The sequence below is a fragment of the Acidovorax sp. GW823-FHT01C06 genome (assembly GCF_058798375.1).
The window spans coordinates 874761-900079 of the sequence record NZ_JBXAKN010000001.1 but is presented as its reverse complement, the minus strand read 5'-3'; the positions used below and the strand labels follow the sequence as shown (position 1 = coordinate 900079).

The window sequence follows — 25319 nt, the reverse complement described above, 5'->3', positions numbered from 1 at the left end:
CAAAACCGGCGCGGCCCAGGCCAGTGCTGCCGCGCAAGGGCCGCCCCGCCGCGCTGGGAGCATCCCCCCTCCGGGGGGATGGCGCGAAGCGACTCAGGGGGGAGCTCATTCAATGGCCTCCTGCCTTGCCCACGCGCAGACGGGGGTCCACCGCGAAGTACAGCAGATCCACCACCAGGTTGATCACCACGAAGATCAGCGCGATCAGGCAGAGGTACGCCGCCATCACAGGAATGTCCGCAAAGGTCACGGCCTGGATGAACAGCAGGCCCATGCCGGGCCACTGGAACACGGTCTCGGTGATGATCGCAAACGCGATCAGGCCGCCCAGCTGCAGGCCGGTGATGGTCATCACGGGCACCAGCGTGTTCTTGAGCGCGTGCCCAAAATGGATGGCGCGATTGGACAGGCCCCGGGCCCGCGCGAACTTGATGTAGTCCGTGCGCAGCACCTCCAGCATCTCCGCGCGCACCAGCCGCATGATCAGCGTGAGCTGGAAGATGGCCAGCGTGATGGCGGGTAGCGTGATGTGGTGCCAGCCCTTGGCCTTGAGCAGGCCGGTGCTCCACCATCCCAGCTGCACCACTTCCCCGCGGCCAAAGCTCGGGAACCAGCCCAGGGTCACCGCAAACACCAGGATCAGCAGGATGCCGATCAGGAAGGTGGGCAGCGACACGCCGAGCAGCGAAAGCGTCATGAACATCTGGCTGGTGAAGGTGCCGCGCTTGAGCGCCGCATACACGCCCATGGGCACGCCGATCACCAGCGCCAGCACCGCGGCGACCAGCGCCAGCTCCAGCGTGGCGGGGAAACGCTCGGCAATGAGGCGCGAGACCTTGGCACCCTGGCGCAGGCTCAGGCCGAATTCGCCTTGCGCCGCATTCACGAGAAAGTGCCAGAACTGCACGAAGAAGGGTTTGTCCAGGCCGAGGGAGGCACGCAGCTCCCGGATCTGTTCAGGGGTGGCATCCTGTCCCAGCAGAAACACCACGGGATCTCCCACGTACTGGAACAGCATGAAGGAGATGAAGGCCACCGTGACCATGACAATCACAGCCTGTATCAGGCGGCGCAATATAAAGGCAAGCATCGGGAAGTCGAGTGAGTGTTCGATAAAAGCACCGCGGCCACTTTTGATGGCAGGGGCACTGACTGGCAATACGTCGTCGTCAAACTGAATCAAGGAGAGCAAGGGCCTCGAGGCCCTTGCTCTCAGCGTATCGACAATCGATCAGTTCACCTTGACCGTGCGCATGTCCACGCGGTTGTCGGCGCGGTGGACCAGCTCCACGTTCTTCTTCATGGCCCAGGGTATCACCTGGTCATGCAGAGGAAGGTGGGATACGGTGTCATTGGACAGCTGCAGCGCCTCCGTCAGCATGCGCGCGCGCACGGGAGCGTCCGTCTCGGCCTTGATCCGGTCCACCAGGTAGTCCATGCGCTGGTTGCTGTAGCGGCCCACGTTGTAGTTGCCGTCACCCCCCTGGCCCACGGTGCGTACCAGCGACTGCAGGCTGTACAACGCATCGAACGTCGGCACGCCCCAGCCCAGCATGTAGATGCTGGCTTCGTAGCGCTGGATCATGGGGAAATAGTTCACCAGTGGCAGCGTGCGCAGCTTGGCCTTCACGCCCACACGCGACCACATGGCCGTCACGGCCTGGCAGATGGCCTCGTCGTTGATGTAGCGGTTGTTCGGGCAGGCGAAATCCACTTCGAAGCCATCGGGATAACCCGCTTCGGCCAGCAGCTTCTTGGAGGCTTCCACACTGTAGGGGAAACGCTTGCCCACGGCTTCGGTGTATCCGGCCACCTGGGGCGCCACGATGGTGCCCGTAGGCTTGCCCAGGCCGCGCATGATGTTGCGCGAGATCGTGTCGGCATCGATGGCCTGGTACAGGGCCTTGCGCACGCGCACGTCCTTGAGCGGGTTCTTGCCCTTGATGTTGGAGCCTGGCAGCTCATCGCGGAACTGGTCCATGCCCAGGAAGATGGTGCGGTTCTCCACACCGTCGATCACCTTCAGGTCGGGGCTGGCGCGCAGGCGACCCAGATCCTGGGGCGTGGGGTCCAGCACCATGTCCACTTCGCCCGACAGCAGCGCAGCGATGCGCGTGGCGGCGGACTTGATCGGGGTGTAGACGATTTCCGTGACGTTGCCGTCCATCTTGCCCCACCAGTTGGGGTTGCGCTTGAAGACCATCTTCACATCGGGCTGCCACGACTCCAGCGTGTAGGGGCCGGTGCCCATGGCATTGCGGTGGGCAAAGTTCTCATCGCTGCCCTTGATGTCCTTGGGCTCCACGGACTTGTTCTTTTCCGCCCAGGCCTTGCTCATCATGCGCAGTTCGGTCATCTGGCGCAGCAGCACGGGATTGGGGGCCGTCAGGATGACGTCGATGGTTTGCGCGTCGACCTTGTTGACCTTGCTGATGCCCTGGATGTAGGGCGTGAAGTTCGACGTCTTCGCCATCGCGCGCTGCAGCGAGTACACGGCGTCATCGGCGGTGAACGCCGACCCATCATGGAACTTCACTCCCTGGCGCAGCATGAAGCGCACCTGTGTGGGGCTGACCTCTTTCCAGGAGGTCGCCAGGACGGGCTCCACGTCAAATGTCTTGCTGTTGTAGTAGACCAGGCTCTCATACACATTGGCATGAATGCCGTTTTGCAGTGCATTGTTTTGGGAATGGATATCCCAGGTCGCAATCTCCCCCTGGCTCGCCCATTTGAAGGGCTTGGCATGCAGCGCTGGTGCTGCAAGCAGTGCAGCCATGGCAGCTACCGACAAAAGACTGTATTTGAGTTTCATGGAACCCTCTTGATTAAAAGTTTTACTATGCAGTAAAGGTTGCTCTATAGCCAACGGGAAATCCCTGAATCTCCAGCGCCGAGAAGGGCCTCTGAGGGTGGATTTACGTTGCTTTTGCGTCGTTCCAGCACGCAAGGATGGTGCCAAGAATCTGCACCGGGGCAAAGAAGGGAAAGAAACCACAGAGACAGGGCCAACAAGGCCCTCCGGAAGGTGCCAGGCATTGCAGCGGCAGAAGGCATGTACCCGGAGTTACATGCCATGCAGCACTGGATTGTTCACTCGGGCAATCCACAATTCAACTCCCGCAATCAACCGCAGACAAACAGTCAGTCGGTTGGTCAAAAAAAAAGCCGCCCGAAGGCGGCTTTTTAGCTTTGATATCGTCAACTGGCCAAAGGCCAGTCTTGATATTAGAAGCTGTGACGGATACCGAAGTCGTAGCCGTTGGAGTTTTCGCCAGCAGCAGTCACGGAACCGTTCAGGGACTGAGCGGAGCCGTTCTTGTTGCTCACGTGAGCGTACGTTGCGTACAGAGCCGTGCGCTTGGACAGGTTGTGCACGTAGCCCAGAGCCAGCTTGTTGGCGCGGGGATCAGCACCGGGGGTTTCGATCTTGTAGGTGGAGTAAGACAGACGGATTTCGCCTGCACCGACTGGCACCAGACCACCGATCAGGAAGCCCTTGCCTTCGTTGCCGTTCTTGATGTCGTCTTGGTTGTAGTGAGCCATGATCTTGGCCACGCCCAGATCGTATTGACCGCCCACGTTCACAGCCTTGATGTTGCCGCTCAGGAACTTGGTGTCAGAGAAAGCCAGAGCCACGTTGATGGGGCCGTTGGCGTAACCAGCGCGCAGAGCCAGGCCGTTGCCGTCCTTCTTGTTGGCAGCGTTGCTCAGGTTTTCACCCATGTAGTACTGTGCTTGGCCGTAGAAGCCGCCCAGGTTGCCAGGCAGGAAGTAGCCGATGGCGTTCGAAGCGCGGATGGTGGTTGGGCCACCCAGGCTGGAGTTCAGGGTTTGGGTCGTGCCAACACCGTTCGTGCCGAACGGATCGAACACGGTCAGGTTCCAGAATTGGGGCGTGTAGTCACGGCCCAGACGCACTTCACCGAAGCCGCCGTTCAGGCTGACCGTCGAACGACGGTTGAACGTCAGACCTTGTTGGCCGTTGCCCAGGGCAGCAGCAGCGCCTTGGTTGGTAGCGTTGGTAGCAGCGCCTTGGCCGTTGTCGTTGTTCAGACCAGCTTCCAGCCAGAACGAAGCGGACATGCCGCCACCCAGATCTTCAACGCCGCGGAAACCCAGACGGCTGCTGTTGTAGCCGGAGTTCGTCAGTTGGGACTTGTTAGCGACGCTGCCGGAACCGTAAGCGTAGGTTGCATCAACCACGCCGAACAGGGTCACGGACGATTGAGCCATTGCAGCGCCGGAAGCAGCCAGCACAGCCAGGGCAATCAGGGATTTTTTCATTGCGAGTTACTCCAAGGTTAAACATAGGGCGCCGGTACGGGGGGTCTATGGTGAAAGCACCTGCACAGTCCCGCCGGTTCCCCGGGCCAACCTCCTGGTGGGGAAGTTGCTCTTATTGCACCAGACCCGGCCGGGTTTCGCAAAGGAATTCACCCACAATCGACCCGAAAGGGGAAAATCGTTGCAGTGTTGCAACATTTCACGGAGCGCCAGCAAAATCGGTTTCGGCACCCTTGCGGCCCCCGTCGGCACCTGCCGAATATTTGTATCCAAGTGAAAATTGTGTTTCCTGCCCCTTGCCATCCTGAAAGCTGCCATGGACCCCTTGCTGACCGCCGCTGACAACGCCCTGCGCACGCTTTTCGCGCCCCCCCGGGCCTGCGAGCCCACGCCCGCCCTGGGCATCGCGGAAGCCGACCTCGACCCCGCCCAGAAGAAGCTGGCGGGGGCATTGATGCGGGTCAATCACGTGGGTGAAGTCTGTGCGCAAGCCCTCTACACGGCGCAGGCCGCGGTCACACGCGATGCCGGGCTGCGCGTGCACTTGCTGGAGGCCGCCCGGGAAGAAACAGACCATCTGGCCTGGACGCGCGGGCGCCTGGAGGCCCTGGGAGCACGCCCCAGCCTGCTCAATCCGCTGTGGTTCGCGGGCGCCTTCGCGCTGGGCCTGGTAGCGGCCAAGGTGAGCGACCGGGCCAGCCTGGGGTTCGTGGCGGAGACGGAAAACCAGGTGGCGGCGCATTTGCAGGGCCACCTTGCGCGGCTTCCCGAGCAGGACCTGGCCTCCCGGGCCGTGGTGGCCCGGATGAAGGACGACGAGGAGCGCCACGCGGCGCAGGCGCGGGCCTCCGGTGCGCTGCAGCTGCCGGCACCCGCCCGCGCCGCGATGAGGGCGGCCGCCAAGGTGATGACCACCACGGCGCACTACATCTGACCGTGCCCCCCGGAGCCCTGCACCGGGAAAGTGCGTGCTGCCCGGGCGCCCGCCGCGGTTCGGGGCGGCCGTCAGGCCTCGATCACCTCGAAGCCGGTGGTGATCTCGGCGGTCTTGCCGAGCATGATGCTGGCCGAGCAGTATTTGTCGTGGCTCATGGCAATGGCGCGCTCCACCGCCGAGGCGGGAATCCCCTTGCCCGTCACGGTGAAATGCATGTGGATCCTGGTGAACACCTTGGGGTCGGTCTGGGCCCGCTCGGTGGTGAGCTTGACGCTGCAGCCGCGCACGTCGTGGCGGCCCCGCTTGAGGATCAGGACCACGTCATAGGCGGTGCAGCCACCCGTTCCTGCCAGCACTGTCTCCATGGGCCGGGGCGCCAGGTTCTGCCCGCCATTGGCGGGGTTGGCGGCATCGGGGGCGCCATCCATGGCCAGGACATGGCCGCTGCCGGTTTCGGCCACGAAGCCCATGCCGGAGCGTGTTCCTGCCCCTCCTGTCCAACTGACTGTGCATTCCATTTGTGTTTCTCCTGTGTGACACGTGGTTTTTTTCGCACGGAAAACCGAAACGAAAAGAATTTGATGCGAATTTTGCTGCATCGCAACAAGACTCGCGCTAAACTTCGCCCATGCGCTGCCGGTTTCGAACAAAAAGGAAACGGCAGGCGGCAAGAAGTCCGGAATCCGGTACTTGCCCCGCACCGATTGTCTCCTCCATCTCCTCAAAGGATGGATTAGCCCCAGGCCTCACGGCCCGGGGCTTTTTTTTGGCCGGTCCGGCCGCCTGCCGCCCGGGTGGCGTCCGGACCAGGCCGGAAACCGACGCCCTATGATGTGGCCCCCGCCGCTGTCCAGCGGCGGCCCCACCAGCTCCCGCCATGACCCTGCACCTCACCCCCGCCGACTACCTGAAGAAAATCCTGACCGCCCGCGTGTACGACGTGGCGGTGGAGTCGGCCCTGGAGCCCGCCAAGAACCTCAGCCGCCGCCTGCACAACAAGGTGCTCTTGAAGCGCGAGGACCAGCAGGCGGTGTTCAGCTTCAAGCTGCGCGGCGCCTACAACAAGATGGCGCACCTCACGCCCGAGCAGCTCGCGCGCGGAGTGATCTGCGCCTCGGCCGGCAACCACGCGCAGGGCGTGGCCATGAGCGCCCACAAGCTGGGCGCCCGCGCGGTCATCGTGATGCCGACCACCACGCCGCAGCTCAAGATCGATGCCGTGAAGACGCTGGGTGGCGAGGTCGTGCTGTTTGGCGAGAGCTATTCCGACGCCTACGGCCACTCGGTGACGCTTGAAAAGGAACAGGGCCTGACCTTCGTGCACCCGTTCGACGACCCGGACGTGATCGCGGGCCAGGGCACCATCGCCATGGAGATCCTGCGCCAGCTGCAAAGCCTGGGCAGCAACCAGCTCGATGCCGTGTTCGTGGCCATCGGCGGCGGCGGGCTCATCTCTGGCGTGGCCAACTACATCAAGGCCGTGCGGCCCGAGATCAAGGTGATCGGCGTGCAGATGAACGACTCGGACGCGATGATCCAGTCGGTCAACGCGCACCAGCGCGTCACGCTGCTCGATGTGGGCCTGTTCTCGGACGGCACGGCCGTCAAGCTCGTGGGCGAGGAAACCTTCCGCATCACCCACAGCGGCCTGGTGGACGGCTTCATCACCGTGGACACCGACGCCGTCTGCGCCGCCATCAAGGACATCTTCGTGGACACGCGCAGCATCGTCGAGCCCGCGGGGGCCCTGGCCGTGGCCGCCATCAAACAGTACGTGGCCGAGAACAAGACCCGGGGCGAGACCTACGCCGCCATCCTGTGCGGCGCCAACATGAACTTCGACCGCCTGCGCTTCGTGGCCGAGCGCGCCGAGGTGGGCGAGGAGCGCGAGGCGCTGTTCGCCGTGACCATCCCCGAAGAACGGGGCAGCTTCCGGCGCTTTTGCGAGGTGGTGGGCGACCTGCCCGGCGGCGCGCGCAACGTGACCGAGTTCAACTACCGCATCAGCGACGCCGCCCAGGCCCATGTGTTCGTGGGCCTGACCACCAACGGCAAGGGCGAATCGGACAAGATCGCCCGGAACTTCGGCCGCCACGGCTTCGAGGCGCTGGACCTGACCCACGACGAACTGGCCAAGGAACACCTGCGCCACCTGGTGGGCGGCCATTCGGCGCTGGCGCAGGACGAGCGGCTGATGCGCTTCACCTTCCCCGAGCGGCCGGGCGCGCTGCTCAAGTTCCTGAGCCTGATGCAGCCGACCTGGAACATCAGCCTGTTCCACTACCGCAACCAGGGCGCCGACTACGGCCGCATCCTCGTGGGCATGCAGGTGCCGCCCGAGGACACCGCCACGTTCGACGCCTTCCTGGCCACGCTGGGCTACCCGTACGTGGAAGAGACGCTGAACCCGGCCTACCGGCTGTTCCTGCGTTCCAAGTGACCAGAATATGGGTCGAACCGGCCTCCAGCGCTTATCCAACCAGCGCTGGCAGCTATCAAATCTGACATAGCCTCCTCCGCCCGTCCATGCAAGCCCTGCGCCACTACCTGCTGGCCGTGCAGTTCTTCACGCGCATCCCGGTGACCGGGCGGCTGGCGCAGTGGGTGGGCTACAGCCCCGCCATGCTGCGCGCCAGCGCGGCGCACTTTCCGGGCATTGGCTGGTTGACGGCGCTGCTCGCGGCGGGCGTCTATGCCGCGCTGCACTGGGCGCTGGCGCCCAATCCGCTGGCACCGGCCGTGGCCGCCGTGTTCTGCACCATCGCCACGGTGCTGATGACCGGCGGCTTCCACGAGGACGGCCTGGCCGATGTGGCCGACGGCCTGGGCGGCAGTGCCGACCGCGAGCGGGCGCTGGACATCATGAAGGACTCGCGCATCGGCGCGTTCGGTGCCATGGCCCTGGTGCTGGCGCTGCTGGCCAAGCTCAGCGTGCTGGCGCTGCTGGGCTCCCACAGCCTGCTGGCCGCCGTGGCCGCGCTGGCGGGGGCCCATGTGGTGTCGCGTTTCTGGCCCCTGCTCATCGTGCGCAGCCTGCCGCATGTGGGGGACACCGCCCGCTCCAAAAGCAAGCCGCTGGCCGACCAGATCTCGGGCACTGCGCTGGCGACGGCATTTTCATGGTGTTTTGTGCCGCTGGCGCTTGTCTGGAAAGCACAATCAGCTATATATTTAATAGCAGCCATTGTGCTGAGCGCACTCGCCGCCGCCTGGATGGCCCGCTGGTTTGCGCGCCGGCTGCGGGGGTTCACGGGGGATTGCCTGGGCGCCACGCAGCAGGTCAGCGAAATCGGCTTCTACCTGGGCGCGGCGCTGGCCCTGCGCTGGATGTGAAGCCCGTGGCCCGACCGCAGCGCGGCGCCCGCCTCTGGCTGGTGCGCCATGCCCAGCCGCGGGTGGCGCCCGGCATCTGCTACGGCGCGCTGGACGTCCCCGCCGACCCCGCCGCCACCCGCGCCGCCGCGGAACGCCTGGCCACCACCCTGCCGCCCCGGATCCAGGTGTTCCACTCCACGCTACAAAGATGTGAGCAGCTTGCGATGGAACTGCAAGCGCTGCGGCCTGATTTGATACCCAAACCCGACGCCCGCCTGCGCGAAATGGACTTTGGCAGCTGGGAAGGGCTGGCCTGGGATGCCATCGCCCGCTCCGACATCGACGCCTGGACGGCCGCGTTCGCCAGCTACCGCCCCGGGAATGGTGAAAGCCTGGCGGCCATGCTGGAGCGCGTGGCAGCCGCGCTGCATTCCCTCCCGCCCGCAGAAGAAACCGCACGGGATGTGGCCTGGATCACCCATGCCGGCGTGATCCGCTGCGTGGCCTGGCTGCAGGCACGTGGGGGCGAGCTGCCGCGCTCCGAAGAATGGCCCCTTGCCGCGCCGGGCTGGGGCGAGTGGGACATCGCCCACCGGGGCATCTGAGAATGGAGGCCCTGGCGGGCGACTGCGCCCACCACGCGCCGGGTCAGCGCTTCAGGGGCATGTCCAGCGTGAGCGTGGCGGCGCCTCCCACCTCGGCGCCCAGTTGCGCCTGGCGCGGTCCCAGCGCCTGCAGCACCAGCCCCTCGTCCACCGCCGCGCCCACGCGGAAGGGCCTGGCCGGCTTGCCGTCCACCGCGATCAGCGCGGCACCGCCGCCGCTGCTGCGGCCCGAGAGCACCCCGATCAGCGCGAACCGGCTGGCCAGCGTGGGCGCAGCGGGCGCGGGCGCAGCGCCCGCCGGGGAGGCCACCGCCCCGAGGAGGCGGGCCAGCGCCTGCGCGTCGGGCGCCACCGGCGCTGGCAACACCGCGGGCGCGGCGATGCCGCCCGCCGGCGCCGACAGGCGCAGGCCCCAGAAGACCACGCTGGCGCCCGCCGCGGCCCAGAGCGCCAGGGTCCCCAGGCGCACGCCCCATTTGCTGTGTGAATTGGTCACCATGCGGGGATTATGATTCACGCGATCCGACCATCCGAGAGACCGCCAGCAGTGAACACTTCCCTCCCCTTCCTCTTGCGCTCCGCCCGCCGCAGCCTCTCCCGGGGCTTCACCCTCATCGAGCTGATGGTGGTGCTCGTCATCATCGGCGTGCTGGCCGCCCTCATCGTGCCCAATGTGCTCGAGCGTGCCGACGACGCCCGCGTGACGGCAGCCCGCACCGACATCACCAACATCATGCAGGCGCTCAAGCTCTACCGGCTGGACAACCAGCGCTACCCCACGGCCGAGCAGGGCCTGCCGTCGCTGATCGTCAAGCCCACCTCGGGCCCGGTGCCCAACAACTGGAAGCTGTACCTCGAAAAACTGCCCAACGACCCCTGGGGCCGCCCGTACCAGTACCTGAACCCCGGCATCAAGGGCGAGATCGACGTGATGTCGTTCGGCGCCGATGGCCAGTCCGGCGGCGAAGGCAAGGATGCCGATATTGGCAGTTGGCAATGAGGGCCGGCCCTTCGCCGTGCACCCCCGCCCCATGACACTGGCGCGCCCCAGGCCGGGGATGCCGTGGAACCGGCCTGGCCGGGCCACCGGTGGCCCGGCCCCTCTGCGGGGACGACGCGCAGCGGCCCAGGGGGGCTTCACGCTGCTGGAGCTGCTGGTGGTCATCAGCATCATCGCGCTCGCCACGGCGGGCGTGGGCGTGGCGATGCGCGACAGCGGGCAGACGCTGATCGAGCGCGAGGCGGCCCGGCTGGCGGCATTGCTGGAATCCGCGCGCGCGCAGTCGCGCGCCGGCGGCATGCCCGTGCGCTGGCGCACCGAGGCACGCGGGTTCCGCTTCGAAGGGCTGCCGCCCAGCGCGCAGCAGGCGCTGCCCAGCCAGTGGCTGGATGCGGGCACCACGGCGCGCGCCCCCACCGTGCTGGTGCTGGGACCGGAGCCGCTCATCGGCCCGCAGCAGGTGCTGATCACCCACCACGCCCATCCCGAACGCGCGCTGCGCGTCGCCACCGATGGCGTGCGCCCCTTCACCGTCGAGCCGGTCCAGTGAGCAGCCGCCCGCGCCCGGATCGACGCAGCGCGCCGCAGCGCGGCTTCACGCTGGTGGAAGTGCTGGTGGCGCTGGGCATCGTCGCGATCGCCCTCATGGCGGGCCTGCAGGCCACCACCGCGCTCACCCGCAACGCGCTGCGCCAGTCGGACATCGTGCTGGCCCAGCTGTGCGCCGAGAACGAGCTCGTGTACACCCGCCTGTCGCGCCAAATGCCCAGCGTGGGCGACAGCACGCTCGCCTGCGAACAGGCGGGGCGCACGCTCACCGTCGCCGTGAGCGTGCGCCCCACGCCCAACCCGAGCTTTCGCCGCGTGGACGCGCAGGTGCTGGATGGCGACAACTCCATCCTGCGCATCTCGACCATCATTGGAAGGTATTGACCAGATGCCCCCCCTGAGTCGCTTCGCGCCTTCCCCCCAGGGGGACGCCACCCGTGGCCTGGCAAAGCCAGTTCCACGGTGGCACTGGCGTTGGGGCGCGCCAGGTTCCACGGCCTCCGGCGATGCGCGGCCGCATGTCAGAAGGAACCCGTCATGTCGCACTCACGGTGGCTTCACCTTGGTCGAACTGCTGCTGGCGATTGCGGTGATGAGCCTGCTGGCCATCCTGAGCTGGCGCGGGCTCGATGGCATGGTGCGGGCGCAGGAGATCACGCGCCAGCGGGCGGATGAAATGCTGGTGCTGCAGGCGGCGCTGGGCCAATGGGGCACGGACCTGGATGCGCTCACGCCGATCGCCAACACCACGCCGCTCGACTGGGACGGCCAGGTGCTGCGCCTGACGCGGCGCAGCAGCGCCGTGCCCGACGAAGGCGCCCTGGTGGTGGCCTGGACACGCCGGGGCGCCCAGGGCGAGGGCCAGTGGATGCGCTGGCAGTCTCCCCCGGTGCGCACGCGCGCCCAATGGCAGGAGGCCTGGCAGCTGGCGGCGCAATGGGCGCGCACGCCGGGCGAGGCCGAGCGGCGCCACGAGATGACGCTGCTGCCGCTGGCGGACTGGCAGATCTTCTACTACCGGGGCGGCGCCTGGTCCAACCCGCTCTCCAGCAGCGGCGCCAGCGCGAGCGGCGCGGCGGCCATCCCCGACGGCGTGCGCCTGCAGATCACCCTGCCGCCAGGCCAAGCCCTGGTCGGGCGCCTCACGCGCGACTGGGTGAACCCGGTGCTGGGCGGAGGCAGGTCGTGAGGCGCCGCGCACCACGCACCCATGACGCTGGCACGGCCAACGCCAGTGCCCCCGTGGAACCGGCTTTGCCGGGCCACCGGATGCGTCTCCCTCCCGCGCAGCGAGAGAGAGGGAAGGCGCGCAGCGCCTCACGGGGGGCCGCTTTGCTGCTGGCCATGCTCACCGTCACGCTGGTGGCCACCTTCGCGGCCGCGGCCATGTGGCAGCAGTGGCGCGCGGTGGAGGTCGAGACGGCCGAGCGCGGCCGCGTGCAGTCCACCTGGATCCTGGTCGGCGCGCTCGACTGGTCGCGCCTGATCCTGCGCGAGGATGGCCGCTCGGGCGGCGCCGACCACCTGGCCGAGCCCTGGGCCGTGCCGCTGCAGGAGGCGCGGCTGTCGACCTTTCTCGCGGCGGACAAGAACGTGAGCCAGGTGGACGACGCCAGCACCGACACCACCGAAGCCTTCCTGTCGGGGCAGATCTCGGACATGCAAGGCCGCATGAACCTCATGAACCTGGCGGCCACCGGGCCCGAGCAGGCCGTGGCGATGCGCCAGTTCACGCGGCTGTTCGAACGCCTGGGGCTGCCGCAGCAGGAGCTCGGCCTGCTCGCGCAGGCCCTGCGGCAGGCACAGGCCACGACGGGCAGCGACAGCAGTATGGCGCCACTGATGCCACCCACCGTGTCCCAGCTGGGCTGGCTGGGCCTGGCACCCGCCACCGTCGTCCACCTGACCCCGCACGTGGCGTTGCTGCCCGTGCGCACCCCGGTCAACATCAACACCGCCGACATCGACGTGCTGCTGGCCGCCATCGACGGCCTGGACATGGCCAGCGCCCAGAAGATCCTGCAGGTCCGCGAGGCACGGCATTTCCGCACCCTCAGCGAGGTGCGCGACCTGCTGGGCGCGAACATCGACATCAATGAAGGCGCCCATGCGGTGGCCTCCTCCTACTTCGAGGTGCGGGGCCGCCTGCGCCTGGGCGATGCGATGGTGGACGAGCGGTCGCTGGTGCGCAAACAGGGTATCGAGGTGACCACGCTGTGGCGCGAACGCGGCGCTTTTGACCGCGAAAACACCGGGGCCGCGCCGCAGCCTCCGCGCTGAGACGCAACACATCCGCAACACATCCGCGGGTTGGGCCCTGCACTGTCAAGCCCGCCCCCTAAAATGGCCCGCAAAACCCGTCCATGAGCACCCTCATCCTTTTCCTGCCGCCCGCCCGCCCGGGCCCCGCCACCGAGTACAGCTACACGCTGACGGCGGACGGCCACACCGCCATCCGACATGCCAGCGCCCCGGCGGCGCTGCTGCCCGAGCCCACGCGCCCTGGCGGCGAGGTCGTGGCCGTGGTGCCCGCGCGGGCGCTGTCGTGGCAGAAGGTGCAGCTGCCCCCCGGCCTGCCCCTGGGCGCCGGGCAGCAGACACCGCGCCTGCGGTCCGTTCTGGAGGGGCTGCTCGAAGACCGCGTGCTTGACGATGCCTCCCAGCTGCACTTCGCGATCCAGCCCGCGGCGCACCCCGGCGAACCCGTGTGGGTGGCCGTGTGCGACCGCGCCTGGCTGCGCGAGAACCTGCAGGCGCTGGAAGCCGCGGGCCGCCGCGTAGCGCGCGTGGTGCCCGAGTTCGCCCCCGGCCCGACCGCCAGCGGCCGCCCCGAACTGTGCGTGCTGGGCACGCCCGAGGACGCCTGCGTGGTCCTGACGGGCCAGGGCGCGGACCACGGCGTGGCCGTGCTGCCCCTGTCGAACATGGCCATGGCGCTGGCCCGCGCGGGCATGCCCGCCCAGGCGGCTTCCGGCGAGGACGGCGACGCTCCCGTCGTGCGCGCCGAGCCCGCCGTGGCGGCCCTCGCGGAACGCACCCTGGGCCAGCGCGCGGCGCTGCACACGGCCAGCCAGCGGGCGCTGGAAGCCGCGCGCGGCGACTGGGACCTGGCCCAGTTCGACCTGGCCAGCACGGGACGCACGCGCGCGCTGCGCAAGGCGGGCAGCGTGGCCAGCGCACTGCTGTACGCCCCCCAGTGGCGCGCGGCGCGCTGGGGTGCCGGGCTGCTTGCCGCGGCCCATCTGGTGGGACTCAACGCCTGGGCCTGGCAGGAGCGCCAGGCGCTGGCGGCCAAGCAGGCCGCGGTGCGCGCCACGCTGACCCAGACCTTCCCCAAGGTGCAGGTGGTGGTGGATGCCCCCGTGCAGATGGAGCGCGAGCTGGCGCAGCTGCGGCAGGCCGCCGGCAGCGTCTCGGCGCGCGACCTGGAGCCCCTGCTGGCCGCCGCGGGCACCGCCCTGCCCAACGGCCGACAGCCCACCGGCATCGAATACACCCCCGGCGAGCTGCGCCTGCGCGGCGTGGCGCTGGCCCCCGACGAGGAACCCGCGCTCAGCGCCCGCCTGGAAGCCGCGGGCTACCGGGTGCGGCTGGAAGACGGCAGCCTGCTGATGAGCGCCGCCGAAGGCGGCCCACGGCCCCATGCGCAAGGCACCCCATGACACGCAACACCACCGCGCTGCGGGACCGCTGGCAGGCGCTGGCACCCCGCGAACAAACACTGGTCCTGGCCGCGGGCGGCCTGATCGCCCTCGCCCTGCTGTGGTGGGTGGCCGTGGCCCCCGCCCTGTCCACGCTGCGGACCGCGCCCGCCCGCCATGCCGCGCTCGACACGCAGCTTCAGCACATGCAGGGCCTGCAGGCCGAGGCCCAGCAGCTGCAATCCGCCCCGCGCACCAGTACCGGCGACGCGGTGGGCGCGCTGCGCACCGCACTGACCCAGCGCCTGGGCAACACCGCCCAGCTCAATGTGGTGGGCGACCGCGCCACGGTGACGCTCAAGGGCGCGCCCGCCGACGCCCTGGGCCAATGGCTGGCCCAGGCGCGCAGCAACGCACGGGCCACGCCGGTGGAGGCGCGGCTGGCCCGCAGCGCCCCGGCCGCCCCTCCCCCGGGCACCGCGGCACCCGCCGTCCTGGGCGCCCCGGCCTCGGCCATGCCGCGCTGGGACGGCACGCTGGTCCTCGCCCTGCCAGCCCAGCGCTGACACGGCCCGCCAGACAGACCAGCCGACAGACAGACAGATATTCCCTTACCGTGGCCACCAGCCCCCGCACCCGCAAGCCTCCCGTCCGTGCCCCGCGCTCCGCCTGGGGCTGGGCGCTGGCGGGCGCCGTGGCCGGCGTGGTGCCCGCCGTGCTGGCCTTCGCGCCAGCGCACTGGCTGGCGCGGGGCCTGGCCCGCGCCACCAATGGCCAGGTGCAACTGCTGCAGGCGCGCGGCACGGTCTGGACCGGCTCGGCCCAGCTGGTGCTGACCGGCGGCGCGGCGAGCCAGGACCGCGCGGCCCTGCCCGGCAGGGTGGAGTGGCGGTTGCGCCCCGGCCTCGCCGGCCTGCGCGCCCAGCTGCATGCGAGCTGCTGCACGCCCGAGCCCCTGCAGCTGCACGCACAGGCCCGCTGGGCCGGCCCCCGGCTGACCCTGGCCGATGGCCAAAGCCAGTGGCCCGCCGCCATCCTGGCCGGGCTCGGGACTCCCTGGAACACCTTGCAGCCCCAAGGCCAGCTCACGCTGCAGACGCGCGGCCTGGCCTTCAGCTGGACCGCGGGCCGCATGGTGCTGGAGGGCCAGGCCCAGATGGATGCGCGGGCCATGTCCTCGCGCCTGTCCACCCTGCGGCCCATGGGCAGCTACCGGCTGCTGCTGGCGGGCGGCGAGGTGCCCGCGCTCACGCTCAGCACGCTCGACGGCCACCTGCAGCTCAGCGGCACCGGCCAGTGGGTGGGCCAGCGCCTGCGGTTTGCGGGCGAGGCCAGCGCCACCCCCGAGCGCGAGGCCGCCCTGTCCAATCTCCTGAACATCATCGGACGGCGCAGCGGCGCGCGCTCCATCATCACCGTGGGTTGAACCTATGACTTCCTTGTTTTCGCACCGCCCGGGTTTTGCTCTCAAAACAATAGCTTTCAGCGCTTTACTGACCTGCGCTGGCGGCCAGATCATTGCGCAGACCGCCATTGACACCAGCACCGGCAGCGTGCGCTCGGGCGAACCGGTCACGCTGAACTTCGCCAATGCCGAGATCGAGGCGGTGGCGCGCACCATGGCCACCATCACCGGCCGCAACGTGGTGGTCGATCCCCGCGTCAAGGGCCAGCTCAACCTGGTCACCGAACGGGCCGTGACCCCCGCCGCCGCCTTCCAGCAGTTCCTGGCCGCGCTGCGCCTGCAGGGCTTCACGGTGGTGGAGGCCGCAGGCCTGTACAAGGTGGTGCCCGAGGCCGACGCCAAGCTGCAGGGCGGCAGCGTGAGCGTGGTGCAGGGCAACGCCGGCAGCGCGCCCGGGGGCGGGCAGATCGTCACGCAGATCTTCAAGCTCAACTTCGAGAACGCGGCCAACCTCGTGCCCGTGCTGCGCCCGCTGATCAGCCCCAACAACACCATCAACGTGAACCCCGGCAACAACTCGCTGGTGATCACCGACTACGCCGACAACCTGCAGCGCCTGGCGCGCATCGTGGCGGCCATGGATGTCTCCAACGCCAGCGACGTGGAAGTGATCCCGCTGCGCAACGCCGTCGCCACCGACCTCGCGCCGCTGGTGGCGCGCCTGATCGACGGCGGCAGCGGCGCCACCCCCGGCGCGCCAGGCGCACAGGGCCAGACCGATACCTCGTTCAAGACCACGCTGATCGCCGAGCCGCGCAGCAACGCGCTGATCCTGCGCGCGGCCAACCCGGCCCGCGTGGCCCAGGTGCGCGCGCTGGTGGCGCAGCTCGACCAGGCGCCCGCGCCCGGCAGCAGTGCGGCCACCGGCAACATCCACGTGGTTTACCTGAAGAATGCCGACGCCACCAAGCTGGCCACCACCCTGCGCGCCGCCATGGCGGCGATGGGCGGCAGCGGCAACACGGGTGGTGGCGGCGCGGGCGCAAGCGCCGCACCGGCGGCGCCCAGCGCAGGCGTGGGCGGTGGCAACAACAGCGGCAGCATGCTGTCCACGGGCAGCAGCCTGTCCGGGGGCGGCGGCAACTCCGGCCTGGGCTCTGGCAGCTCCAGCATGGGCACCAGCAGCACCAACAACAACCAGCCCTCCACCGGCGGCCAGATCCAGGCCGACCCGACGACCAACTCGCTCATCATCACGGCGCCCGAGCCGCTGTACCGCCAGCTGCGCACCGTCATCGACAAGCTCGACGGCCGCCGCGCGCAGGTGCTGGTGGAAAGTCTGATCGTGGAGGTGTCGGCCAACAAAGTGGCGCAGTTCGGCATCCAGTGGCAGGGCATCCTGGGCAAGCAGGGGGACGGCACGGTGGGTGTGATCGGCACCAACTCCGGCGCGGCCGGCGCCAACATCCTGGGGCTGACCGCCGCGCTGGCCTCGGGCAGTGCCAGCAGCATCGCCACCGCCGCGGGCGGCCTGGGCGGGGGCCTGAACCTGGCGCTCGCGCCGCGCATCAACGGCCAGTACTACCTGGGCGCGCTGGCCAACTTCCTGCAGAACAGCGGCGACGCCAACGTGTTGTCCACCCCCAACCTGATGACGCTGGACAACGAGGAGGCGCGCATCCTCATCGGCGACAACGTGCCCTTCGTCACGGGCTCGTATGCGAACACCGGCAACAGCGGCACCGTGAACCCGTTCAACACCGTGGAGCGCAAGGACGTGGGCCTGATGCTCAAGGTGCGCCCGCAGATCGGCGAGAACGGCACCGTGAAAATGGCGATCTACCAGGAGATCTCCAAGATCGACCGCTCCACCCTGTCCAACGCCACCGGCCCCACCACCAGCAAGCGTGCGGTCGAATCGAACGTGGTGGTGGACGACGGCAGCATCATCGTCATCGGCGGCCTGCTGGAGGACACCTACTCGCAGGGCGAAGACAAGGTGCCCGTGATGGGCGACCTGCCCGTGGTGGGCAACCTGTTCAAGAGCGAGAACCGCTCGCGCCGCAAGACCAACCTGATGATCTTCCTGCGCCCCATCGTGGTGCGCGACAACGCGACCAGCGACGCCCTGGTGGTGGACCGCTACGAAGCCATCCGGGCGCTGCAGCACGCCACCCAGCCCGCCCCTAGCCTGATGATGGGTACGGTATCGGGGGCCCCGGTGCTGCCCGCACTGCCCGTGGCACCCGAACGCACCGCCCCCGCCGCCATGCCGGCGCCCCTGCAGCAGCAACAGCAGCAGCTGACCCCGGTGCCCGCGCCCCAGCCATTCAACCCCGCCACGGCCCCACAAAGCAGCGCCCCGGCCCAGCCCGGCACCGCCGCCACGCCCATGGCCAAGGTGCCGGTGCCCCTGTACTACGTGAACGTCGGCGTGATGGGCCAGGACGCCCAGTCCAGGAGCGCGATGGCCAAGCTGCGCGACTCCGCGCTGCCGCTGTCCCTGCAGGCGGTGGAAACCAACCGGGGCAAAGCCACCCGCGTGCGCGTAGGCCCGTTCGCCACGGAAGACGCCGCCCAGGCGGCTGCGGCCACGGTGCGCAGCCAGACGGCCTTGAACGCCACGGTGGCGGCCCAGGCGCTCTGAGGACCGAGCCCCCATGCGCCACCCCCTACCCTACGCCTTTGCCCGCACGGCCCAGCTGCTGCTGGAGGACGACGGCCACCAGCTGGTGCTGTGGCACGGCCCCAGCCCCGACGCGGGAGCGCTGTCCGAAGTGCTGCGCAAGCACCCTGTGCAGCAGCTGCTGCCGCTGGACGCCCCGGCCCTGGCCCAGCGCATCAGTGCCGTGTATTCGCACAGCGAATCGAGCGCCGCCACGGTGGTGAGCGAGGTCGAGAGCGACGCCGACCTCTCGCGCATGATGCAGGAACTGCCCGCCGTGGAAGACCTGCTGGAATCGGCTGGCGACGCACCCATCATCCGCATGCTCAACGCCCTGCTCACGCAGGCGGCGCGCGACGGCGCGAGCGACATCCACATCGAGCCCTACGAGCGCCATTCCAGCGTGCGTTTTCGCGTGGACGGCACGCTGCGCGAGGTGGTGCAACCCAACCGCGCGCTGCACGCCGCCCTGATCTCGCGCCTGAAGATCATGGCCGACCTGGACATCTCTGAGAAACGCCTGCCGCAGGACGGCCGCATCAGCCTGCGCCTGGGCACCCGCGCCATCGACGTGCGCGTGTCCACCCTGCCCAGCGCCCATGGCGAGCGCGCCGTGCTGCGCCTGCTGGACAAGAGCGAGAGCAAGCTGAGCCTGGAAGCCGTGGGCATGCAGGGCGACACCCTGCGCCGCTTTGAGGGCCTCATCAGCCAGCCACACGGCATCATCCTGGTGACGGGCCCCACGGGCTCGGGCAAGACCACCACGCTGTATGCGGCGCTGGGCCGGCTCGATGCCACGCGCAACAACATCATGACGGTGGAAGACCCCATCGAGTACGAGCTGCCCGGCGTGGGCCAGACCCAGGTCAACAGCAAGATCGAGCTGACCTTCGCCAAGGCCCTGCGCGCCATCCTGCGCCAGGACCCGGACATCATCATGATCGGCGAAATCCGCGACTTCGAGACCGCGCAGATCGCCATCCAGGCCTCGCTGACAGGCCATTTGGTGCTGGCCACGCTGCACACCAACGACGCGGCCAGCGCCGTGACGCGCCTGACCGACATGGGCGTGGAGCCGTTCCTGCTGTCGTCCTCGCTGCTGGGCGTGCTGGCCCAGCGCCTGGTGCGCAAATACTGCAGCCATTGCCATGGGGCAGGCTGCGAGCACTGCGGCCAGACGGGCTACACCGGCCGCACCGGCGTGTTCGAGCTGCTGGTGACCACGGACGCGATCCGCGCCCAGATCCACAACCAGGCCTCCGAGGCCGACATCCGCACCGCCGCGCTGGCCGATGGCATGGCGCTGATGCGGGAGGATGGCGAGCGGCTCATCGCGGCGGGCATCACCAGCCGCGAGGAAGTGCTGCGCGTGACGCGGGACTGATCCCACGGGCCGGCGGCCGCGCCACAGGCCCTCTCGGTGGCGGTGCGCCACCGGGATCATTTTGCTACTTTTTTAATAGCGATCCGCGTTTGACAAGCAAGCGCTAGAGGCCCAAAACGCTTGGGATCAGCGGATCTGCAGCGCGGGGCGCCGGCCCGCCGGTGAAACGGCGGGCGCGGGCGAGGCCAGCGGCGCCGATGAAGGCGAGGAGGGCAGCTCCGAGCCCCCCCCTTGCAGCTTGAACTGGCGGACCGCGCTGGTCAGCTGCACCGCCTGTTCGCGCAGCGATTCCGAGGCCGCGGTGGACTGCTCCACCAGGGCCGCGTTCTGCTGCGTCATCTGGTCGAGCTGCGAGACGGCCTGGCTGATCTGGCCGATGTTGTCGCTCTGCTCGGCCGACGAAGCGGTGATCTCGCCAATGATGTCGGACACGCGGCGCACGCTGCTCACGATCTCGGTCATGGTCTGGCCGGCCTGGCTCACGAGGCGCGAGCCGTCCTCGACCCGCTCCACCGAGGAGCTGATGAGGCCCTTGATCTCCTTGGCCGCCTCCGCGCTGCGCTGCGCGAGGCTGCGCACCTCGCTCGCCACCACGGCAAAGCCGCGGCCCTGTTCGCCCGCGCGCGCGGCCTCGACCGCGGCATTGAGCGCCAGGATGTTCGTCTGGAAGGCGATGGAGTCGATCACACCCGTGATGTCGGCGATCTTGCGCGAGCTGGTGGTGATCTGGTCCATGGTGGTCACCACCTGCGACACCACGGTGCCGCCGCGCGCGGCCACCTCGGCGGCCGTGGAGGCGAAGTCGCTGGCCTGGCGCGAGGACTGCGCGCTTTGCTGCACGGTGCTGGTCAGCATCTCCATGGACGAAGCGGTTTCCTCCAGATTGGCCGCCGTCTGCTCGGTGCGGTGGCTCAGGTCGTGGTTGCCGCTGGCGATCTCGGAGCTGGCGGTGGAGATGTTGCCCGCCGTGTCCTGCACCTGGCGCACCAGGCCGCGCAGCGCATCCTGCATGCGCCCCATGGCGGCCACCAGCTGGCCCACCTCATCCTGGTTCATGGCCTCCACATCGCGCGACAGGTCGCCGCTGGCGATGCGGTCGGCCAGCTCCTGCGCCTGGCGCAGCGATCCGGTGATGGAGCGCACGCTGAAGAACGTGAGCGGGATCAGCACGGCCAGCCCCAGCAGCAGGCCAATGCCGATGAAGGCCGACATGGTGGAGGTGCGCGACTCCACGCCCGCGCGGGCCTCGTCCATCTGCGCGCGGGCCGTGGTGGCCAGGCTGGAGAACAGCTTGTCGGTGGCCTCCATGTGGACCTTGAGCCGGTCGGCATAGGCGCCGCCGCCGGCACCATCGAGCTGCGCGCCCTCGATCTTCTCGAAGATGGGGGAAATGCCGGTTTCGTACTGCTTGATCTCGGCCAGCGACTTGTCGATGGACTCGACGAAGGCCGCATCGCCCGACTGCACCTGGCGCACGTCGGCCAGGCTCTTGCGCAGCGCGGCCAGTGTCTTGGCCCAGGTCTCGCGCAGCGCGGAGACCTCGACCGAGTTGTTGAAGTTGATGATGATGTCTTTTTCGGTACGGCGCAGGTCGCCCAGCGTGGTGCGCAGCTCCGACATGTCGGTGAGGGTCTGTACGCGCTGCGAGAACAGCACCTGCAGCGTGCCGCGCGTGCGGTCCAGCGCCACGTAGCCCATGGCGCCGATGACAACAAGCAGGATCAAGGAAAAGACGGTTCCGAAGTAAAGGCGCGTGCGGATGGAGAAGCGGCCCAGAGCATTCATGGCTCTTCCTTACAATTTTTAACAGACAATCCAGCATAGCAAATTTGGTGCCACGCCCTCCCCCCGGTCTTCTGAACCGAGTGTGGCCGGACTATATGCCGGGCTGCCGCCCCCGCCGCACAGGGTAAGCACCGCCCCGGGGCCCTTTGCAGGGAATCCCCGGGGTCAGTAGGCGGGCTTATGCCACCGGTGTCACGGGAATGTAGAATTGCCCGCCGCGCTGCTGGAATTCCGCCGCCTTGGTCTGCATGCCCTGGGCCAGCGCCTCGGCCTCCGCCACGCCCTTCTGGGCGGCAAATTCGCGCACTTCCTGCGTGATCTTCATGGAGCAGAACTTGGGGCCGCACATGGAGCAGAAGTGCGCCACCTTGGCGCTGTCCTTGGGCAGCGTTTCGTCGTGGTATTCCTTGGCCGTGTCGGGGTCCAGGCCCAGGTTGAACTGGTCCTGCCAGCGGAAGTCGAAGCGCGCCTGGGAGAGCGCGTCGTCGCGCGCGCGGGCCCCCGGGTGGCCCTTGGCCACGTCGGCCGCGTGCGCGGCGATCTTGTACGCGATGATCCCCTGCTTGACGTCGTCGCGGTCGGGCAGGCCCAGGTGCTCCTTGGGCGTCACGTAGCACAGCATGGCGGTGCCCATCCAGCCAATCATGGCCGCGCCGATGGCCGATGCGATGTGGTCGTAGCCCGGTGCGATGTCGATGGTCAGCGGGCCCAGGGTGTAGAACGGTGCCTCGTGGCAGGTCTTGAGCTGCTCGGTCATGTTGGCCTGGATCATGTGCATGGGCACGTGGCCGGGGCCTTCGATCATGGTCTGCACGTCGTGCTTCCAGGCCACCTGGGTCAGCTCGCCCAGCGTGTGCAGCTCGGCGAACTGCGCCTCGTCGTTGGCATCCGATGCGCAGCCGGGGCGCAGGCCGTCGCCCAGGCTGAACGACACGTCGTACGCCTTCATGATGTCGCAGATGTCCTCGAAGTGCTCGTACAGGAAGCTCTCGCGGTGGTGCGCCATGCACCACTTGGCCATGATGGAGCCGCCGCGCGAGACGATGCCCGTGCGCCGCTGCGCGGTGAGGTGGATATAGGCCAGGCGCACGCCGGCATGGATCGTGAAGTAGTCCACGCCCTGCTCGGCCTGCTCGATGAGCGTGTCGCGGAAGATGGCCCAGGTCAGGTCCTCGGCCACGCCGCCCACCTTTTCGAGCGCCTGGTAGATTGGCACCGTGCCGATGGGCACGGGCGAGTTGCGCACGATCCAGTCGCGCGTGGTGTGGATGTTCTTGCCGGTCGAGAGATCCATCACGTTGTCGGCACCCCAGCGGATGGCCCAGACGAGTTTTTCCACCTCTTCCTCGATGCTCGACGTGACGGCCGAGTTGCCGATGTTGGCGTTGATCTTGACCTTGAAGTTGCGCCCGATGGCCATGGGCTCCACCTCGGGGTGGTTGATGTTGGCGGGAATGATGGCGCGGCCCCGGGCCACTTCGTCGCGCACGAATTCGGGGGTGATGATCTTGGGGATGCTCGCGCCCATGGGGTTGCCCATCAGCCGCTGCTCGCGGCCAGCGTCGGCCATGTACCGCTCCATCCACTCGCGCTTGCCGTTCTCGCGGATGGCCACGTATTCCATCTCGGGCGTGACGATGCCCTTCTTCGCATAGTGCATCTGCGTGACGTTGGCACCCGCCTTGGCGCGCAAGGGCTTGCGCTGCAGGGCTGCGGCCTCGGCGCGCAGCTGGGCCAGACGGGTGGCGTCTTCGCTCTTCTGGCCATCGTCCAGCGCCACGGGCGCGCGGCCTTCGTAGTGCTCCACGTCGCCACGGCCGGTGATCCAGCCGCCGCGCACTCCCGCCAGGCCCTTGCGCACATCGATCGCAGCCTCGGGGTCGGTATACGGGCCGGAGGTGTCGTACACGCTGACCAGTTCGCCGTTGGTCAGCGCAATGTCGCGCACGGGCACGCGCAGATCGGTGTGCAGGTGGCCGGGGAGGTAGGCCTTGCGTGAGGCAGGAAAGGGTTCGCGCGTGCGTGCGAGCAACTCGGCGAACTTCTCGGGGGTGGCCAGCTTGGCGTGGGGGTCGGGGGCGTTCATGGGCAGGTCTCCTGGTTCCGGTGGCGGTGGGTGCTGCTCCGGAATGGACCTGTGCGCCCCTCGGGTGCGGCTGCACCTGAGGCATGGCGTGCCAGCAGGGACTGCGGGCACGGAGACAAGGAGGTCGGCTCTTCTTCCGCCGGTATGAACCGGATCAAGTTCGTCGGGTTCGCAAGGCCTGCCGAATTTCTTCAGCCACCTCGCATCTCAGCGCTTACGCACACCCCGGAGCAGGCGCGAGTATAGGCCAGAGAGAAAAAACCGCGCCGCGGAGCCTCTCGGTCAGGCGAGGCGCCCGATGAGGACCACCGCAAAGAAGAAGACGGCCGCGATCACCGTCCACTTGAGGATGACGAGCCCCAGGCGCTTGTAGCGCGCCTGCCCCGTGCCGGCATAGAAGGCAAACGACACGGCCGCCGCCAGGAGCAGCAGCATGGCCAGCCAGCGAAAGATCAGCATGTCAGGGACTCCCGGCGCCGTGAAAACGGGCGCGGCACTGGCAGGAGGCTCCGGGCTGCGGCCCGGGAATGGTGCTTCATGCTCACCAGGCGCGCGCCGGCTGGGCAAACCCGCCGGGCGCCTGGCGCTCGTCCTCGAACGTGACGACCTCCCAGGCATCGCGCTGGGCCAGCAGCTCGCGCAGCAGCAGGTTGTTCATGGCGTGGCCCGAGCGGAAGGCGCTGTAGGCCGCGAGCAGGGGCTTGCCGATCAGGTACAGGTCGCCCATCGCGTCCAGGATCTTGTGCTTGACGAACTCGTCGTCGTAGCGCAGCCCGTCGCTGTTGAGCACCTTGTAGTCGTCCATCACGATGGCGTTGTCGAGGCCGCCGCCCAGCGCCAGGCCGTTGGAGCGCATCATCTCCACATCGCGCGTGAAGCCGAAGGTGCGCGCGCGGGCGATGTCGCGGCTGTAGTTGCCTTGCCCCATGTCGAACTCCACGCGCTGGCCCGTGGAATCCACGGCGGGGTGGTCGAAGTCGATCTCGAAACTGAGCTTGTAGCCGTGGTAGGGCGCAAGCCGAGCCCACTTGGCCGCGGCGCCCTCGCCTTCGCGCACTTCCACCGGGCGGGTGACGCGGATGAATCGCTTGGGGGCGTTCTGCAGCTCGATGCCCGCGCTTTGCAGCAGGAACACGAACGATGCCGAAGAGCCATCCAGGATGGGCACCTCTTCGGCGGTGATGTCCACATAGAGGTTGTCGATGCCCAGCCCCGCGCAGGCCGACATGAGGTGCTCCACGGTGTGCACCTTGGCATTGCCCACGGCGATGGTGGACGCCAGGCGGGTGTCGGTCACGGCCTCCGCCCGGATGGGGATGTCCACCGGCTGCGGCAGGTCCACCCTGCGGAACACGATCCCGGTGTCCGGCTGCGCAGGCCGCAGGGTCAGCTCGACCCGCTGGCCACTGTGCAGGCCCACGCCCACGGCGCGGGTGATCGTCTTGAGGGTGCGTTGCTGGAGCATCCGGGGATTTTAGTGGGGCGACCCCGCAAAAACCATCCACTGCTGCCTATGACCCTGATAGAAAACGGAGAGTCGCAGGGGCGGCGTACAAGCTGTCAGAGACACGCAGGTAGCGCCCCGCAGCGACTGCATTGCGCGCCACGCGTACCCAGACGGCGGTGACTGCGCAGCTGAGGAGCATACGAGCCAAATAGGAAG

General features: G+C 68.3%; 23 protein-coding genes and 1 riboswitch. Of the genes, 14 read left to right on the top strand and 9 right to left on the bottom strand.

The features are described 5' to 3' along the window. Positions 1 to 109: 109 nt before the first annotated feature. The 3 genes from AC1RCS_RS04070 to AC1RCS_RS04060 form a co-directional block, all read right to left on the bottom strand. Positions 110 to 1090, bottom strand: a complete 981-nt coding sequence (locus AC1RCS_RS04070) for an ABC transporter permease (RefSeq protein ID WP_218293321.1) — start codon at positions 1088 to 1090, stop codon at positions 110 to 112. 141 nt (positions 1091 to 1231) lie between these two features. After that, complete coding sequence (locus AC1RCS_RS04065) at positions 1232 to 2812, bottom strand: ABC transporter substrate-binding protein (RefSeq protein WP_492244367.1); 1581 nt, start codon at positions 2810 to 2812, stop codon at positions 1232 to 1234. Positions 2813 to 3225: 413 nt separating this feature from the next. Further along, entirely contained in the window at positions 3226 to 4284 is a 1059-nt protein-coding gene (locus AC1RCS_RS04060; protein ID WP_218293319.1) for a porin, read from the bottom strand. A 316-nt stretch (positions 4285 to 4600) separates the two neighbouring features. Between AC1RCS_RS04060 and coq7 the strand changes: the two genes are divergently transcribed. After that, a complete protein-coding gene (gene coq7, locus AC1RCS_RS04055; protein WP_369641441.1) occupies positions 4601 to 5218 on the top strand; it encodes a 2-polyprenyl-3-methyl-6-methoxy-1,4-benzoquinone monooxygenase in 618 nt (205 codons plus the stop codon). Positions 5219 to 5289: 71 nt separating this feature from the next. Here the strand turns inward: coq7 and AC1RCS_RS04050 are convergent, their stop codons facing one another. Beyond that, positions 5290 to 5739, bottom strand: coding sequence for an OsmC family protein (locus tag AC1RCS_RS04050; protein ID WP_492244366.1), 450 nt, complete (start codon positions 5737 to 5739; stop codon positions 5290 to 5292). 359 nt (positions 5740 to 6098) lie between these two features. Here AC1RCS_RS04050 and ilvA point away from each other — a divergent pair, with 359 nt between their 5' ends. From ilvA to AC1RCS_RS04035, 3 genes are all read left to right on the top strand, one after another. Then, positions 6099 to 7661, top strand: a complete 1563-nt coding sequence (ilvA, locus tag AC1RCS_RS04045) for a threonine ammonia-lyase, biosynthetic (protein ID WP_369641439.1) — start codon at positions 6099 to 6101, stop codon at positions 7659 to 7661. An 86-nt stretch (positions 7662 to 7747) separates the two neighbouring features. Continuing rightward, on the top strand, positions 7748 to 8554 hold the full coding sequence (gene cobS / locus AC1RCS_RS04040) for an adenosylcobinamide-GDP ribazoletransferase (RefSeq protein WP_492244365.1): 807 nt from the start codon (positions 7748 to 7750) through the stop codon (positions 8552 to 8554). Next, entirely contained in the window at positions 8551 to 9141 is a 591-nt protein-coding gene (locus tag AC1RCS_RS04035; protein ID WP_492244364.1) for a histidine phosphatase family protein, read from the top strand. The genes cobS and AC1RCS_RS04035 overlap by 4 nt, the downstream gene beginning before the upstream one ends. Before the next feature lie 43 nt (positions 9142 to 9184). Here the strand turns inward: AC1RCS_RS04035 and AC1RCS_RS04030 are convergent, their stop codons facing one another. Continuing rightward, positions 9185 to 9640 (bottom strand): type II secretion system protein N, encoded by a 456-nt coding sequence (locus AC1RCS_RS04030; protein ID WP_218293313.1) that lies wholly within the window; start codon positions 9638 to 9640, stop codon positions 9185 to 9187. 48 nt (positions 9641 to 9688) lie between these two features. On the opposite strand from AC1RCS_RS04030, the gene gspG reads away from it, so the two are divergent. The 10 genes from gspG to AC1RCS_RS03980 all read left to right on the top strand — a co-directional run bounded on the left by gspG (position 9689) and on the right by AC1RCS_RS03980 (position 19785). Continuing rightward, positions 9689 to 10141, top strand: a complete 453-nt coding sequence (gene gspG / locus AC1RCS_RS04025) for a type II secretion system major pseudopilin GspG (protein WP_370628420.1) — start codon at positions 9689 to 9691, stop codon at positions 10139 to 10141. Between the two features lie 31 nt (positions 10142 to 10172). After that, entirely contained in the window at positions 10173 to 10691 is a 519-nt protein-coding gene (locus AC1RCS_RS04020) for a prepilin-type N-terminal cleavage/methylation domain-containing protein (protein ID WP_255591235.1), read from the top strand. Continuing rightward, complete coding sequence (gene gspI, locus AC1RCS_RS04015) at positions 10688 to 11074, top strand: type II secretion system minor pseudopilin GspI (protein WP_218293312.1); 387 nt, start codon at positions 10688 to 10690, stop codon at positions 11072 to 11074. The genes AC1RCS_RS04020 and gspI overlap by 4 nt, the downstream gene beginning before the upstream one ends. Positions 11075 to 11252: 178 nt before the next feature. Then, positions 11253 to 11879, top strand: a complete 627-nt coding sequence (locus AC1RCS_RS04010) for a PulJ/GspJ family protein (protein WP_218293311.1) — start codon at positions 11253 to 11255, stop codon at positions 11877 to 11879. An 80-nt stretch (positions 11880 to 11959) separates the two neighbouring features. Continuing rightward, the gene (gene gspK, locus AC1RCS_RS04005; RefSeq protein ID WP_492244362.1) at positions 11960 to 12970 is read left to right on the top strand and encodes a type II secretion system minor pseudopilin GspK; all 1011 of its coding nucleotides are present in this window, start codon (positions 11960 to 11962) and stop codon (positions 12968 to 12970) included. Positions 12971 to 13053: 83 nt separating this feature from the next. Continuing rightward, positions 13054 to 14352, top strand: coding sequence for a type II secretion system protein GspL (gspL, locus tag AC1RCS_RS04000; protein ID WP_492244361.1), 1299 nt, complete (start codon positions 13054 to 13056; stop codon positions 14350 to 14352). Continuing rightward, a complete protein-coding gene (locus AC1RCS_RS03995) occupies positions 14349 to 14897 on the top strand; it encodes a type II secretion system protein M (protein WP_218293308.1) in 549 nt (182 codons plus the stop codon). The genes gspL and AC1RCS_RS03995 overlap by 4 nt, the downstream gene beginning before the upstream one ends. A 50-nt stretch (positions 14898 to 14947) precedes the next feature. Then, complete coding sequence (gene gspN / locus AC1RCS_RS03990) at positions 14948 to 15757, top strand: type II secretion system protein N (RefSeq protein ID WP_492244360.1); 810 nt, start codon at positions 14948 to 14950, stop codon at positions 15755 to 15757. 4 nt (positions 15758 to 15761) lie between these two features. Further along, positions 15762 to 18383, top strand: a complete 2622-nt coding sequence (gene gspD / locus AC1RCS_RS03985) for a type II secretion system secretin GspD (protein ID WP_492244359.1) — start codon at positions 15762 to 15764, stop codon at positions 18381 to 18383. Positions 18384 to 18396: 13 nt separating this feature from the next. After that, a complete protein-coding gene (locus AC1RCS_RS03980) occupies positions 18397 to 19785 on the top strand; it encodes a GspE/PulE family protein (RefSeq protein ID WP_218340433.1) in 1389 nt (462 codons plus the stop codon). Between the two features lie 126 nt (positions 19786 to 19911). Here the strand turns inward: AC1RCS_RS03980 and AC1RCS_RS03975 are convergent, their stop codons facing one another. The 4 genes from AC1RCS_RS03975 to lpxC all read right to left on the bottom strand — a co-directional run bounded on the left by AC1RCS_RS03975 (position 19912) and on the right by lpxC (position 25121). Further along, positions 19912 to 21570, bottom strand: coding sequence for a methyl-accepting chemotaxis protein (locus AC1RCS_RS03975; protein WP_218293305.1), 1659 nt, complete (start codon positions 21568 to 21570; stop codon positions 19912 to 19914). Between the two features lie 178 nt (positions 21571 to 21748). Further along, positions 21749 to 23629: a phosphomethylpyrimidine synthase ThiC gene (gene thiC, locus AC1RCS_RS03970; protein WP_492244506.1), complete on the bottom strand. Its 1881-nt coding sequence runs from the start codon at positions 23627 to 23629 to the stop codon at positions 21749 to 21751. A gap of 141 nt (positions 23630 to 23770) precedes the next feature. Next, a riboswitch (TPP riboswitch) is annotated at positions 23771 to 23894 on the bottom strand. A gap of 44 nt (positions 23895 to 23938) precedes the next feature. Next, entirely contained in the window at positions 23939 to 24115 is a 177-nt protein-coding gene (locus AC1RCS_RS03965; RefSeq protein ID WP_218293304.1) for a hypothetical protein, read from the bottom strand. An 82-nt stretch (positions 24116 to 24197) separates the two neighbouring features. Beyond that, positions 24198 to 25121: a UDP-3-O-acyl-N-acetylglucosamine deacetylase gene (gene lpxC / locus AC1RCS_RS03960; RefSeq protein WP_218340434.1), complete on the bottom strand. Its 924-nt coding sequence runs from the start codon at positions 25119 to 25121 to the stop codon at positions 24198 to 24200. Between the last annotated feature and the right edge of the window lie 198 nt (positions 25122 to 25319).